The organism is Algoriphagus sp. AGSA1 (assembly GCF_021390545.1).
Classification (GTDB): Bacteria; Bacteroidota; Bacteroidia; order Cytophagales; family Cyclobacteriaceae; genus Algoriphagus.
Window position 1 is genome coordinate 24,884 of sequence record NZ_JAJUWR010000032.1, and the last position, 14,606, is coordinate 39,489.

13 protein-coding genes are annotated in these 14,606 nt (G+C 38.6%); 12 read left to right on the plus strand and 1 reads right to left on the minus strand.

What is annotated here, in order from left to right; translation table 11 throughout:
* Positions 1-132 precede the first annotated feature (132 nt).
* The 4 genes from LZF95_RS21285 (at position 133) to LZF95_RS21300 (ending at position 2,871) form a co-directional block, all read left to right on the plus strand.
* Positions 133-1,581, plus strand: coding sequence for a serine hydrolase (locus LZF95_RS21285; protein ID WP_233757228.1), 1,449 nt, complete (start codon positions 133-135; stop codon positions 1,579-1,581).
* Between the two features lie 162 nt (positions 1,582-1,743).
* Positions 1,744-2,169: a DUF1801 domain-containing protein gene (locus LZF95_RS21290; RefSeq protein WP_233757230.1), complete on the plus strand. Its 426-nt coding sequence runs from the start codon at positions 1,744-1,746 to the stop codon at positions 2,167-2,169.
* A complete protein-coding gene (locus LZF95_RS21295; protein ID WP_233757232.1) occupies positions 2,156-2,413 on the plus strand; it encodes a DUF4199 family protein in 258 nt (85 codons plus the stop codon). Before LZF95_RS21290 ends, LZF95_RS21295 begins: the two co-directional genes overlap by 14 nt.
* 134 nt (positions 2,414-2,547) lie before the next feature.
* Positions 2,548-2,871: an ATP-binding protein gene (locus tag LZF95_RS21300; RefSeq protein WP_368670795.1), complete on the plus strand. Its 324-nt coding sequence runs from the start codon at positions 2,548-2,550 to the stop codon at positions 2,869-2,871.
* A gap of 272 nt (positions 2,872-3,143) precedes the next feature.
* Here LZF95_RS21300 and LZF95_RS21305 read toward each other — a convergent pair whose 3' ends face one another.
* A complete protein-coding gene (locus LZF95_RS21305; protein ID WP_233757234.1) occupies positions 3,144-3,665 on the minus strand; it encodes a VOC family protein in 522 nt (173 codons plus the stop codon).
* A 1,380-nt stretch (positions 3,666-5,045) separates the two neighbouring features.
* Between LZF95_RS21305 and LZF95_RS21310 the strand changes: the two genes are divergently transcribed.
* The 8 genes from LZF95_RS21310 (at position 5,046) to LZF95_RS21345 (ending at position 14,455) form a co-directional block, all read left to right on the plus strand.
* Positions 5,046-6,317 carry a M1 family aminopeptidase gene (locus LZF95_RS21310; protein ID WP_233757235.1) on the plus strand — a complete coding sequence of 424 codons (1,272 nt, stop codon included), beginning with the start codon at positions 5,046-5,048 and terminating at the stop codon, positions 6,315-6,317.
* 166 nt (positions 6,318-6,483) lie between these two features.
* On the plus strand, positions 6,484-7,329 hold the full coding sequence (locus tag LZF95_RS21315) for an AraC family transcriptional regulator (RefSeq protein ID WP_233757236.1): 846 nt from the start codon (positions 6,484-6,486) through the stop codon (positions 7,327-7,329).
* A gap of 74 nt (positions 7,330-7,403) precedes the next feature.
* Positions 7,404-7,973: an NAD(P)H-dependent oxidoreductase gene (locus LZF95_RS21320; RefSeq protein WP_233757237.1), complete on the plus strand. Its 570-nt coding sequence runs from the start codon at positions 7,404-7,406 to the stop codon at positions 7,971-7,973.
* 721 nt (positions 7,974-8,694) lie between these two features.
* On the plus strand, positions 8,695-9,420 hold the full coding sequence (locus LZF95_RS21325; RefSeq protein WP_233757238.1) for a DUF6088 family protein: 726 nt from the start codon (positions 8,695-8,697) through the stop codon (positions 9,418-9,420).
* Positions 9,417-10,382 (plus strand): nucleotidyl transferase AbiEii/AbiGii toxin family protein, encoded by a 966-nt coding sequence (locus LZF95_RS21330; protein WP_233757239.1) that lies wholly within the window; start codon positions 9,417-9,419, stop codon positions 10,380-10,382. The genes LZF95_RS21325 and LZF95_RS21330 overlap by 4 nt, the downstream gene beginning before the upstream one ends.
* Before the next feature lie 1,053 nt (positions 10,383-11,435).
* Positions 11,436-12,185, plus strand: a complete 750-nt coding sequence (locus tag LZF95_RS21335) for an ORF6N domain-containing protein (RefSeq protein WP_233757241.1) — start codon at positions 11,436-11,438, stop codon at positions 12,183-12,185.
* Between the two features lie 564 nt (positions 12,186-12,749).
* Complete coding sequence (locus tag LZF95_RS21340) at positions 12,750-13,670, plus strand: arginase family protein (protein WP_233757243.1); 921 nt, start codon at positions 12,750-12,752, stop codon at positions 13,668-13,670.
* Between the two features lie 584 nt (positions 13,671-14,254).
* Positions 14,255-14,455, plus strand: coding sequence for a hypothetical protein (locus LZF95_RS21345; RefSeq protein ID WP_233757245.1), 201 nt, complete (start codon positions 14,255-14,257; stop codon positions 14,453-14,455).
* Positions 14,456-14,606 lie beyond the last annotated feature (151 nt).

The window sequence follows — 14,606 nt, forward strand, 5'->3', positions numbered from 1 at the left end:
AACAAACAGGCAAAGAGAATCAGGTTTTAAAAAAGGTTTTTGACTATATTGGGTAACTATAATCCAATAAAATTGCTTTCATTAAAATGTAACAGTAAATAAAAAACCTCGTCCTTTTTATAAAAAAGAATTATGAAAAAACTTTTAATTCTTCTCTTAATCGACATTTTAGGAGTTTCGTCTTTTGCTCAATCTCATACCGAACAAATAGACAAAATCATGAGAGCCTTTCATGATGTTGGACAATTTAGCGGAACTGTATTGGTGGCCGAGCATGGGAAAATTATTTATGAAAATGGTTTCGGAAATGCCAGTATGGAGTGGAATATACCCAACGCACCGGATACAAAATTTATGCTTGGTTCTTTAAGCAAGCAGTTTACCGCCATGTTGGTTTTACAGTTAGTAGATAAAGGGTTAATTGAGCTTAATAAAACCATTTCTGTTTACCTCCCATACTACCCGAAAAATACAGGCAGTAAAATCACCGTTCGTCAGTTGCTCAATCACACATCGGGAATTCCTGACATTATGAATTTACCGGATTTTGACGAGAAGTATGCCGCTAAGCATTTCACAACAAAAGAATTACTTGGCAATTTTGATGATTTGCCGCTTGATTTTGAGCCAGGCACTCGGTTCAATTACAGTAACTCTGGATATAATGTTCTGGCCGCTATCATTGAGGAAACAACCGGTAAAACCTATGGCGCAGTATTAAAGGAGTTCATCACAGAACCCCTGAACATGAAAAACACGGGATACGCCCCAAGTATTTCTGTGATTTCCAATTTGGCAAACGCCTATCTCTGGGCTCCATTGGATGGCTATATTCATCCCGGTTATTTTGACAATTCAATATCCAAAGGAAGCGGTGGTATTTATTCTACAGTAGATGACCTGTTTAAATGGGACCAAGCCCTTTATACGGATATATTAGTGCCTGAAACATTAAGGAATAAAATGATGGAACCCAACAAAAACGGATATGGATTTGGTTTTTGGATCTCCCAATGGGAAAACCCTACTACCAAAAAACCGCTCACTTTTGTCGAACATGGTGGGGCAAACGCGGGTTTTGTTACAGAAATCCTTCGCTCCGTGGACGATAAAAACACCATTATATTATTATCAAATACCAACGAGGCAAAATTAAATTTCATTAAATACAGGATCAGAAGCGTTCTTTATGAGCGTCCTTACGACCTTCCTGAAAAGTCTGTCAAAAATATAGTTGCAGAAGTTCTAAAAGAGGAAGGGATTGAAGCCGCAAAATCAAAATATTCAGAATTAAAGAAGGAACAACTTGACCTATATGGTGAAGGAGAATTCATCTTTGAATTTAGCCAATTAGGTTATAGCCTTTTCCTCTCAGGACACATGGACGAGGCTATTGAGATTTATAAAATGAATGCTGTATCCTTTCCTAATTCGGCCAAAGTTTTTGATGACTTAGGAGAAGCATACATGTTTAATGGAAGCAAGGAACTGGCTATAAAGTATTATTCAAAATCATTGGAATTGGACAACAGCAATCTTAGGATAAAAACAATGCTGACCAAACTTAAAAATATAAAATAAATTATTAGTTTTTAATATTTTGTATAAGTAATCGCAGGGAAAGTGCTTAATATCAAGGTTTGCAAACCGCTCTAACTGCGTATTGGTCTAACAGGAAACTACCACGCAATCTGCCACTACACATACAATTTTCCGTTGTGTGTAACTTAAAAAATAAACGATATGGCAAAAACTAAAACGAAAGAAACGACCGAAAATGTTGTTGAATTTATAAACTCATTTGCAGATACAGAACAAAAACGGCAAGACAGCTTTGAACTGTTAACGCTGATGCAGGAACTAACAGGCTTTGAACCAAAAATGTGGGGGGCGACCATCATTGGGTTTGGTTCTTACCATTACAAATATAAAAGCGGACACGAGGGAAATGCGCCATTTATTGGGTTTTCGCCAAGAAAAAAAGAAATTTCGCTTTATGTGTTTACGGGTTTAGACGAACACGAACATTTGCTGCGAAACCTTGGAACATTCAAAAAAGGGAAGGCATGTATTTATATCAAAAAGCTTGCAGACATCAACCAAGACGAACTAAAGAAATTAATGCAAGAAACCATTAATTATTTAAAATCAAAATATGAAGGAAAGTAGGCTCAAGATTAAATGGGCATTGATATTTGTGATAATGTCCTTGCTTTGGATGCTCGTGGAAAAGCTTGTTGGTTTGCAAAGCACATACATTGACAAACATATGTACTTGACCATTTTGTTTGCAATTCCGGCAATGATCGTTTACGTACTCGCCTTAAAAGATAAAAAGAAAAAGGATTATAACGGTCAAATGACTTTTAAGCATAGTTTAGGTATTTTAGCTGGCATTTTCAGTAATCACTAACTATAATCGTATGACTGTAAAAGGGCACAGTGGGATGCAAATAATTCTGATGACCAATCAAAAAACACCATCTCCTTGAGCTTTCGTTTGAGGGAATCCATGTGTAGCTACATAGAACCTATCTGGGAGCAGCTATTCAACTTCGGGTTTATGATGATCGGTTAACTATCTGGAATGAAGGTGTCTTGCCCTATGGCTTAGATGCCGCAAGTTTGAATACCGAGCATAATTCCAGGCCTAGGAATCCTATAATTGTGGATGCCTGTTTTAAGTCGGGCTATATTGATACATGGGCTAGAGGAACATTGAAAATTGTTAGCGCATGTGCTGAAGCAGAGCTGCCGAAACCTGAGATTATCGAAAAATATTTTAGTCTTTGGTCAGATTATAGGGTCGGAAAATCCCACCTAGGCGCCACGAACTATTTGACTATACCTGGACGGGGCAATATCACGTAAATGAGCCTTTTAGGCATCTTCCTCCATAAAAGCATGTGATTCCATATTATGAAAATCCATGAATAAAGGCCTCGCAATCTGATTTTGATGTACATTTATTGGGATTTGGGATTCCGATTTTCTCCAGTCAGGCAAGAATTAGAATGTAAAAAGAATGATATCAACCTTTTGTATCAAAAAAAGTATCGCACATAACAGCAAGAATCCCATCCACCGAAAAGTGGATGGGATTCTATTTGACTTTTTGTATTGCTTCTCTGTACAGAGGTGGTCTATTCCAAAGGCCCTATCAATTCGACAAAGATTCCGTCAGGATCCTGTACCAGAACAAAATGTAAGTTTTCATTCAATGTTGTAGGCGTACTCCCCAAGAATCTCACGCCTTTTTCTTTTAATCGTTTGATCACCGGATTCAGTGCTTTTACATTGATGGTGATATACTGCACACCAGTTCCATCCTGGATATAATTTGGTTTAGGCTTGGTTTGCTTATTACCAAAGCTCATCAGCTTCCATTCATTGGCATTTGGACTATTCTCTAATTTCAGGACGCTTACCTCAACGGCAACACCGTTCGAAAGACCCGAACGTTTGGAAAACTCTTCATTGATGGTGAAGTTATAGGCCTTGACCATACCAATTCCATCTACATAGAAGTCTAGGGAACGGTCCAGATCAGATACCACCACACCCGAGCCAATTAAATTACTGCTGAAGTTAGATTGAGAGTAGGCATTAAAGTTGATCATCAATGCAGCTACAATAACAAAAATTTTTAATAGAGAATTATTCATAAATAGCAATTTGGGGATTGAGAGATTGTAATTCCCCTAAATTAACAAAAAATACTGACCTGAAATGGATAATTGCAACTGTAGCATCAAGCTCTAAACGCTACAAATTTCAAAAGCGATCCTTTAACTTGTAAGTTTGAAATCTCCTTTAACTCGGACGGAATAACAAAACTGGAATCACTTGAGTGTTTAGAGGCTGACTGGAACGTATGGCAAGCCGAAAGAGATTCACTGGTAAACTAGACGAAAAGGAATCATCCCGAACTTGATGGAGTTATTCACGATTTAACAATGGATGGTGCTACAAATTACCTAAAAGCCATCGAACTGTATGAAAATAGATAAGACACCCTGTAATATCAGCTATGAATGAATAGGGTTTTATCGGTCAGGAAAGTTTGGTGATACTTGAAAAGTCCGTCACAAGTAAAAAATTTAAACAAGACGTGGCTATGGAACCGAATCTTATGGCTCACTTTCTGTTTTTATCTGCAAAATGGCACAGGGCGATGCAGATAATTCTGCTGATCCACCGAAAAAAGCCGCAATTCCCTCACTTTTCCCCACAAAATACTCAAGGGACGAGCGTTAAAAATCTCTTCGGTAGGACTGAGCGTGAAGGATTAATCCAGTGGATTAATCTAGCGAGGGGCCAGTCTGTAGAGTAGGATTTAGCGAAGGGGCCAGGTTGCGGGCTGGCTTCCTATTATTTTATTCCTTTTCTTGCTCATGCCTTTTAATAATTGAAATCGAAGATCCCGAGAGCAAAGCGATTCGGGAACAACCAACCTACTTCTTATCCTTAATTTCCATGTGGAGCAGAGCCGATCGCCCTCTAAGGAGGGGCTTGGGGATGAGGTAGGGAGGCCAATTCCAAATGGGCAAGAATAGTAGGTCAGGACAGGGCATGAAGAAAGTTTCCAGAGGAGGGCCTAGCGTTATGAATCTTTCCATTGAAATGATTTAGCTAGGAGCCAGCATGCAGGGAGGGGAGCCTTGGGCAGCTTGTAGGAGGACTAATCTAGCGAAGGGCCAGTTTGTAGGGTAGGCAAACTCACCCAGTGTCACGAGCTAAATGACTATGCCGAGTGGGGCTGGGAAGGTTTAAAAATTCCTAGATTAGAAAGTGCTTTACATCAATCAGGAATAATGACCAATCCTCTATCAGGAATGGAATTCCGAACCATCCACTCAAGCAATCCTACAATCAACAGAAAGATTATAAATCGTATGCACAAAAGTTGATTTTTGATAAATTGATTGATTAATTTAGAAAATCATATTAAAACCATGGAAGTTCTAAATAAATTGGAAATGTGGGGTGATGTTATAAATATTGAAAAGAAATTATAGGTCGATATAATGAAACACTTAAATAGCTTGAAAATATATAATATAAAGAAGGGGTATCTGCTTTTGATGTTCCCTTTATTAACCTTATGTATATTTAATATTGGATATAGTAAGACGGTAAATGAATCTACTTCTATAAAAGGGTATTTATATTTAGGAGTAGTTGAACGTCACGTAGAGGCTAAGTTGGAATATAAATATGTTCCTATAGAGGCTGGGATTTCAGAGGTTTCTTTTTACCTCACAAATGATGTTGAAATCGATGAATTGCATGGTCACGGTATTAAAGATTATTCTTTTTCAAAGGAAAATGCCCAAATTCCCTTTGGTATTCTTACAGTTGAATTTAAAGAGCAGTTAGAGATAGGCCAAGCAATTGAATTTACCTTATCGTATTCCGGCAGGTCCACTAAAGGTTTTTGGCCAAATAAATATAAATGGATAGATATCGATCCTGATTTTATGATATTACCTTCGTTTACGGACTATCATACGTTCGACTATGAAATAAAAGCTAGAGTCAATGATTCGGATTATAAATTTGTAGATGCGAAAAATCAACAAATGACCTCGCGTTTGAATGTTGAGGCAACTTCCGCTAACTACTTTTCTTCAATAGTGGCAGGCAGCGAAATGAATTTTAATCAATTCACAGAGGGTAGTTATACGGTCAACATTATCTCTAATAAAGCAGATAGTGTAGTGAATTATTTAGGGAATAAAAGTTTAGAGATATTGAAGTTTTTCAACAATACAATTGGAGAAAAAAAGAAGGTAAATAGTTTTTCCGTCCTGTATAGGCCTATGCCGGATTCCATTTTTCGGACAATGCGAAACCTTACCAACGACAGACTGATCATGTTTACCCATAATCATGATCTGATTCATACCCTTGCTCACGAAGTATCACATTTTTGGTGGAACAGAGGAAATGATTATACCATGGAAAAGTGGCTTGACGAATCATTTGCACAATATTCGGAACTTTTGTATGTCAGACACACAGAAGGACTGGAGAAATTTCAGGAAAAAGTGAACCATCTAGAAAAAGAGTCTCAACGATTACCATCTTTATTGAAATCTGACCGGTTTGGTAAAAATTGGAGTGACATCTTATATGTTAAAGGCCCATACTTACTATATCAATTAGAGGAAGTCTTAGGCAAAGAAAAATTTATGCTCTTATTGAGTAATCTGAATGAAGTGGAAGTTTCCAATACAGAAGAAATGCTGAACGAACTTGAGAAAATATCAAATTCAGAGGTCAGAAATATGTTTTATCAGAAATTAAACGAATAGTTAAAACTACGCCCAATCGGGTAGATGGCCCGCCAGGATCTCTGACGAGGTGCGCCTACGCCACGCACACAGTCTCACGCACAGCCTGTCCCGATCTTCGGGACAGGCTGTGCGAAGGTGAGATTCCCTTGCCTGATCCGATTAGCGGCAACCCTGACATGCGACCGTGCAAAAAAATGACAGTCTAAAAATGCCAAGTAGCAATGGAACATACAACAACTTCCGAATAGCTGTTCCGACAGACTATGAAGACGTATTTTCGCATTTTTATTTTGCCGAAAACCAATCAGACAAAACCGTTGTAAAAACATTGTTTCCGTCTTACCAAACCATTCTGATTTTCAATTTCGGAACGAAAGCATTGCTGCATTCCAAACAAAACACGCAAATAGAAATTGACAAATGCCTTGTGTTAGGAACGATAAAAAAAGCATTTGATTATTCGTTACCGCCACAATCAAAAATATTGGTAGCTAATTTTAAAGATGATGCTTTCTACCGTTTCTTCGGCAATGCATTGCTTGCAGAAAATTTACCCATAAATCCTGATGAACTTTTGAACGAAAATTGTTTCACGGCATTATGGCATGAGCTTGGTAAGATTAGCAACGTAAATCAGCAGGTAAATTACATTCTTGAATTTTGCAAACCCTATTTGCGACAACGAAACACAATAGCGGAACAAATAACGAATTTCAAAGAGCAATCGTTAAACCCTATCAAAGCCATTGCAAGTGATAATAACCAATCCGAGCGGAACATTCAAATCAACTATAAAAAACATTTCGGATATTCTGCCAAAGAAATCAACCGTTATCAACGCTTCTTAAAAGCAGTTGAATATATCGAAACTATTGCTTCAAAAGCATCAAAAGAAGATTGGTTTACTATCATCAACGAATGTGGTTATTACGACCAAAGCCAGCTTATCAATGATTTTAAGCATTACATCAACCTTAGCCCTACAAAATACCTGAAATTCCAGCAAGACATTTGCAATCCTTCAAAATGACTTTCGTTTTCTTACAATTTTAGCGGATAGCAGTATTCTACTTTTGTATTATCAAATTTAAAAAAAGTAGAAAAATGAAACATTTGATCATTTACGCACATCCGAACCCAGGTAGTTTAAACCATCATCTGAAACAGGTGCTAACTGAACATTTGTGGGAGAGCGGACACGAAGTGGAAGTTAGAGATTTATATCAACTGAACTTCAATCCCGTTCTTTCAATAGAAGATATGGTGGGGCAGCGAAAAGGGCAAGTAGCCGAAGATGTGAAGCAGGAACAGGCATTTATTACGTGGGCAGACTGCATTACAATTATCCACCCGATTTGGTGGACAGGTTTGCCCGCTATTTTGAAAGGCTACATTGACAGGGTTTTCAGTTATGGTTTTGCCTACCGATACGACCAAGGCGTTCAAAAAGGGCTATTGACCGATAAACAGACAGTTATTGTCAACACGCACGGAAAATCACATACGGAATATAATGAAATTGGAATGGACAAAGCCTTATCGCTTACGTCAGATAAGGGTATTTACATCTATTGTGGTTTAGAAATAAAACGTCATTTCTTTTTCGACAAAGCCGACAGAATAAATGCCGATACCATTGAGCGATGGACAAAACAGCTCAAAGAGACATTTTAATATCAATTTTTTGTTCACACTTAAAATTAATTAAAAATGGAGCCGATACTATTCAAAGGCTATAAAATAACTAAGAAAATTTTGAAGTATAGCTTATATGCAATAGTGTTATACTTTGCCTACGAAGGATTTATGGCTTGGGAGTAAGGAACGAAAAAGGGCAGCCGCTAACAACTAGGTTTTCGTGCGGCTTGCACTCGTCCTAAAAAAAGTTTACAGATTAAATGCTGGTATTGATTTATGATTCGGGAAGCAAAGCGATATCGGGAGAGGGGGAGGCAAATAAGCCAATTGTAAATTGGTAAGGATATGAGGGGTTAATTACAAATTCAACCCAGTGCTACGAGCTATATGACTATGCCGAGCAGGGGGCATTTGTGGCCAGTTGGTTTGTGAAGGAATAATAGTTGACTTTCAGCCAAGAACTCAGCAATATTCTACCAATGACAGTCCCATAAGCTGGGGTTATTGTAAAATCACTTAATGCAATATTTCAGTATCCCTTTTACTGAATTGATAATGAACAGAAAGATAAAATGATAGGTTGTTATTTGAAGAAGAATACTGTTTTCTATAAGGATGCTGATCAAAGATCAGCATCCTAGGGATCACTACTAAAAAAGTTCCGGAAAAGTTTTTTCTTTTTAAAAATGAGCAAAAATGTCCAGTTTTTTAATTAAAAAACTGGACATTTTTGTATTTTTGAGAATCTAAAAAAAATATGAAAATCACTGAATACATAGCAGATAGAATCGATAGACTCCCGAAAGGATATGTGTTCACCTATGCTGATTTTATGGGGGAGGTGAAAAGTAAAGAGGCGGTCATCAAAGCATTGAATCGGATGGTGTCTGCAGGAAGAATTAACAAACTATCGAAAGGGAAATACTTCAAGCCGGAGAAAACAGCTTTTGGGGAATTGGCACCTCCTCAGTATCAGATTGTCAAAGATTTATTGGAGGAAGACGGAAAGGTTACAGGGTATCTGACGGGGTATAGTATTTATGCGAAACTCGGATTGTCCACCCAGATTGGAAATCTTATTCAGATCGGGAAGAATGAGGTGAGGCCTGAATTCAAAAGAGGGAGATATAAAATTTCCTTTGTACGCCAGCGCAATACCATTACGAAGGAAAACATCCCTCTTTTACAGATATTGGATGCCATGCGCTATGTCAAGAAAATCCCTGATGCCACCATTTCTGGATCCTGTTTCAGATTTATTGAATTGATTTCGCAATTGAATGAATCGGAAGTGAAAACGCTGGTTCGCTTGTCCCAAAAATATCCTCCCTCTTGCCGGGCGCTATTGGGGGCCATTTTGGAACAGCTCAAACGTATTGAATATTTGAATATGCTAAAGAAATCGCTCAACCCGGTTACTCAATATCAGCTTCCTGGTGCAGGAAATGTTTTGTCCACTTCTCAAAATTGGAATATTATATGAATCTTCATGAAAATCCGTCATTATTCCGAGAGGCTGTTCGGTTTACAGCAGAGCAAATGGGGATATTGGATATCTATGTGGAAAAAGACTACTGGGTGACTAAAGCACTGAGCCTTATTTTTTCTGATCCCATTGGCACAGAGGTGGTTTTTAAAGGAGGTACTGCACTTTCAAAATGTTATGGGTTGATAGAGCGATTTTCTGAGGATATAGATTTGGTGGTTCTTTCTAGAGAAGAGGAGTCGGGCAGTAAGTTGAAAGGCAAATTGAAAGCTATTTATAATGTTGTGGAGAGGGTAATGCCTGAAGTTGAGATAGTGGGAGTAACCAACAAGCTGGGGATGATCAGAAAGACCGCCCATGAATATCCGATGATTTTTTCAGGAAAATTTGGGCAGGTCAGAGACAAAGTGATTTTGGAGTCTTCTACCCTAGGGCACTATGAACCATTTCACGAGAAGACAATAAACTCTTTTATCTATAATATGATGAGGAGTACTAATCAAAATGAATTGGCTACTCAGTATAATTTGGAGCCACATACTGTTCAAGTGCTGGATGTGAAAAGGACCGTGTGCGAAAAAATATTGAGTTTAGTTCGCTTTAGCCATTCTGAAAACCCCATAGCTGATCTGAAAATGAAGATCCGTCATCTTTATGATTTACATAGAATATTGGGGAAGGAAAATTTCAGGGCTTTTATAATGTCCTCGGACTTTGAAGTGATGATTAATAGGGTAGGGCAGGACGATGTGATAGGATATAGAAGTAACAATTCTTGGCTGAATCTTCACCCTAAAGAAGCTTTGATTTTTGCGGATCTTGGCGGAGTCTGGAAAGAATTGGAGCCTACTTACTCCAGAGATTTTAGTGGATTGGTTTATGGAGACTTTCCATTACCACAGGATGTATTGTCTTCTATGAAAATTTTGGCTGATAGACTAGATTATTTGGGAGGTTAAAGTAGATTGAATTTGGACGGGGCGTTTAGGAATGGGGCTACAATTCATACATTTAAGTCGTGTGTGACTTTATCGACCTTAAAAGCAGGTCGAGTGCTTTGAAATGGATGGAGGACTATCGAGAAATCTGTGACTCGTCCTAAAAAAAGTTTACAGATTAAATGCTGGTATTGATTTATGATTCGGGAAGCAAAGCGATATCGGGAGAGGGGGAGGCAAATAAGCCAATTGTAAATTGGTAAGGATATGAGGGTAGGACAAGGCGTTAATAAATCATTCTGAGAATGATTTTAGCCTTGGGCCAGATTGTAGGGCAGGCAAACTTCACCCAGCGTCCAATTGAACTTCAGAGGTACTGAGAAGAAACCATAAGAGTAGGGGGGATTGTAGGTTGCGTTTTGAGGTAATGAGAAATCGAGCATCCTAAATTGTCTTCCGGAGGCCGTACTGGCAAAAATGCGAGATTCGATGTGACCATTAAAAAAATAAACACATCAAAGCATCGATTCGTAGCCTTTTCTTCTTAGGCGGGACAAAGTAATTGTAGTGATCAGAATTCGACTTTGGGCTACTGACCAGCCTCCTTTCTGCCTTCCCTGTCTGGGCGTAGAGAAGGCGTCTGACCAGGCGTAGTTTGCCTGCCCTGCAATCTCTGGCCTCTCGCTTAAAAGCTATGCAAAAGCTTTTCTTACCCTCGATCCTGTCTTTCTGTCACTAAGAATTTGTAATTCATTTTTCGCAGATTATCTTGAGTTATGGGAGAAGTGTATCAAATCAGAGACCAAGAGATGCCCTATTTCTAGACCTTTCAGGTCGTAGGCTGGGCGGATGTTTTTTCCAGAAAAGACTATCGGCACGTGATTCTGGAAAACTAGACCTATTGCAGAAAGGAAAAGGGGGATTTTTTTCAGTTAAATGAAAATGAGGTGGACAACATGGTATCGCAAAATGCGATAGCATCCAAACAAAGTCTGGGTGGAAGTTTACCTTTGGTATCGGCAAGCAAATTCTTGATGTAATATTAGATGATAAATGTAAAAAAACAGGAGTTGCATGGAGCTGACCATTAGTGATATAGAAAATAGGATTTTCACAATAAGAGGAAATCAGGTGATGGTTGACAGAGATTTATCGGATTTGTATCAGGTAGATACCAAAGTTTTAAACCAAGCTGTTAAAAGAAACAGCAACCGCTTTCCAGAACCTTTTCGCTTTCAGCTAACAAAAGAAGAGAAAATGGAACCGGTCACAAATTGTGACCGCTTAGAGAGCCTGAAACACAGTTCATCTAATCCATATGTATTTACCGAGCAAGGAGTAGCCATGCTTTCGGCTGTTTTAAGAAGTGAGGTAGCAGTAAATGTTAGCATACAGATTATGCAAGCTTTTCTTTATCTAAGTCGGTATATTATCCAAAATAAAAAGGAGTATTACCATCATCTCCAAGCGGTAAGAGATCAGGGAGATTGGGAAGGATGGCTCCTCTTCATGATCCAGGGAGTGGAAAGTACCGCACTGCACACCCAGCAAAGGGTACTGCAGATTAAACAGGCAATGATGGATCTCAAAAATATCCTTCGCCAAAATTATAAATTCTACAGCCAGGACTTGCTCAATCATCTTTTCAACCATCCCTATACCCGGATCGAGTATGTACAGCAAGCATTGATGCTCAAATCACGACAAACTGCTGCAGCTTATTTAAACCAACTGGCAACTGATGGTGTACTGATAAAAAAAGAAGGTCGCCCTAATTATTACATCAATCCCTATTTAATCAATGCCTTGGCAAATGATAATTAATTAATGCTAGTCTATCAAAATCCTTACATGACCCATGGCTATCCTAATCCCATTCCATGGAAAAACCCACAGTAAAAGTGAAAGTCGGCAATGAAGAATATCATAGCAAGTTGGAGGAATTGGTAGAAAAAGTAAACTAATTAAGAGATGAAAGGAATGAAGAATATATACAATATAGACGTAGAAACGTTGGAGGCGTTGTTGAAATGAGTTGGGAATTCAAATTGTGGGAAGAAGTGCTAACCATTAAAAATGGACGAAATCAAAGTAAAGTAAAAGACGAGAACGGGGCTTATCCTATTTATGGAAGTGGTGGAATCATGGGTAGAGCGAATGATTATTTATGCGAAGCGGGTGCAACGATTATTGGAAGAAAGGGCTAAATTAACAATCCGATTTCCAATAAAAATACCCAAAGCCCGCTTGATTGGATCGACGAAATCCTTAATTTGGTCACAGCATCATCCCTAAGACCTGTGGACAATGGCGATATAGACGCAATAGGGAAGTGGGAGTGGTGTAACTACAAATGTTGTGTGCAACTAAAAAAACAGACTTTAAGAGATGAACAATAACAAAATCACCATTTTGGAATTTCCTTCAAATTTGGGATTAAAGAAAACTGATTTTGAAACTGAACCTGGGGTGAAAAAACTTCCAGATTGGTTGAACAAACACAGCTTTCACGAACAAATAAAACCCGAACTTGTTTTTCGTCTTGAACCGCCCGAATACTCAATGGACTTTGACAATGAGTCAAGTGTACGAAATGCAGACAAAATTATTGAATATGCTGTTGCACAATCAAAATTAACATCTGAACAATTAGAAAAAGATTCTTTTAAAATAATCATTGGAGGCGATTGTAGTATTTTGATTGGTAGTGCCATTGCACTCAAACAGAAAGGAAATTTTGGGCTTTTTTACTTAGATGGACATACAGATTATATTTTGCCTGAAATTTCCCAAACAGGAGGTGTAGGGGGAATGGTTCTGGCAATTGCTACAGGCCTCGGACACAAAAAATTAACTAATATCCTTAATCAAAAGCCATATTTTGAAGAAAAATATGTCTTTTGCGTTGGGAACAGAGAATATGATAAAGAATATGTACGACCAATTCTGGAATCGGAAATAAACTATTTCGATTTAAAAAGATTGCGAAAGAACGGACTTACAAAGACTGTCAATCAATTTTTAGAATTAGTTCGTAAAAATAATTTAGACGGTTTCTTCATTCATCTTGACGTCGATGTTTTGAATGATACAATTATGCCTGCGGTTGACAGCCGGGAAATTGACGGACTAACCTATAAAGAGTTTTCGGAATTATTAATACCATTATTTTCGAGCAAAAACGCTGTTGGAATTGAAATCACAATTCTCGACCCGAAATTGGATACAGATGGAAAATATACTATAGAATTTATAAAGAATTTTATTGAAATATTAGAATACGGAAAATCCTGCACATACAGCACCTAAGAAAACATGGGGCGTACAGTGGTTTCCGCAAGGTTCGTTCCCCGTGGCTATATTTGTCACGGGCGGACAAGTAAGAGCTTCGAAAGCCCCACGTTTCTTAACTGCAAACCGTGTGTGACTTGAATTGGCCTTATAAGTAGCTCGATAAGTAGCTCGAATGCTTTGAAATGGATGGAGGACTATTGGGCAATCAATAGCTAGACCCTCCGATGGCGGCTTGCCGGAGCAGACATCAATTAAGCGTAGCGAATCACAGATGCCAATAAATAAAATCACTACATCTGTAAACTACCTTACGCTGCATCCAGTGGAAACAGGGATGTGGTGAGCGGTTAAGGAAAAATGGGGACATCGATTCCTGTAGGTGAGTAATGATGGAGCTGATCCGCAACCACCCACCCCCAAATCCAAGCAACTCCCTGGCTATCCAGCCTAAAATGTGGATAACTTTCTGGATTTCACCCAAAAAATACCCTAGGACCGAGCGTTAAAAATCTCTTCGGTGAAGAGATTTAGCGAAGGGGCCAGGTTGCGGGCTGGCTTCCTATCATTTTTTTCCTTTTATTGCACAAGCCTTTTAGTTTTTGAAATCGAAGATCCCGAGAGCAAAGCGATTCGGGAACAACCAACTTACTTCTAGCTCTTTAGCCCATCTGGAGCAGAGCCATGCTCCCTCTCCTAAAGGAGAGGGCTGGGGTGAGGTAGGTAGAACAGCCAACTTTTATAGCACCCATCCGGGCATAAATCCGGAAACCCATTTAATTCTGAATCCGATAGTAAAATGATAGCAGAGCCGATTGCCTCCTCTTTCAGGAGGAAGATGGCAGGAGGTAGGGAAGCCAATTGCAAATTGGTCAAGATATTAGGTGAGGTTATAAACTCACCCAGTGCCGCGAGCTAAATGACTACGCAGGGGGAGATTTAAGTTTAATAATT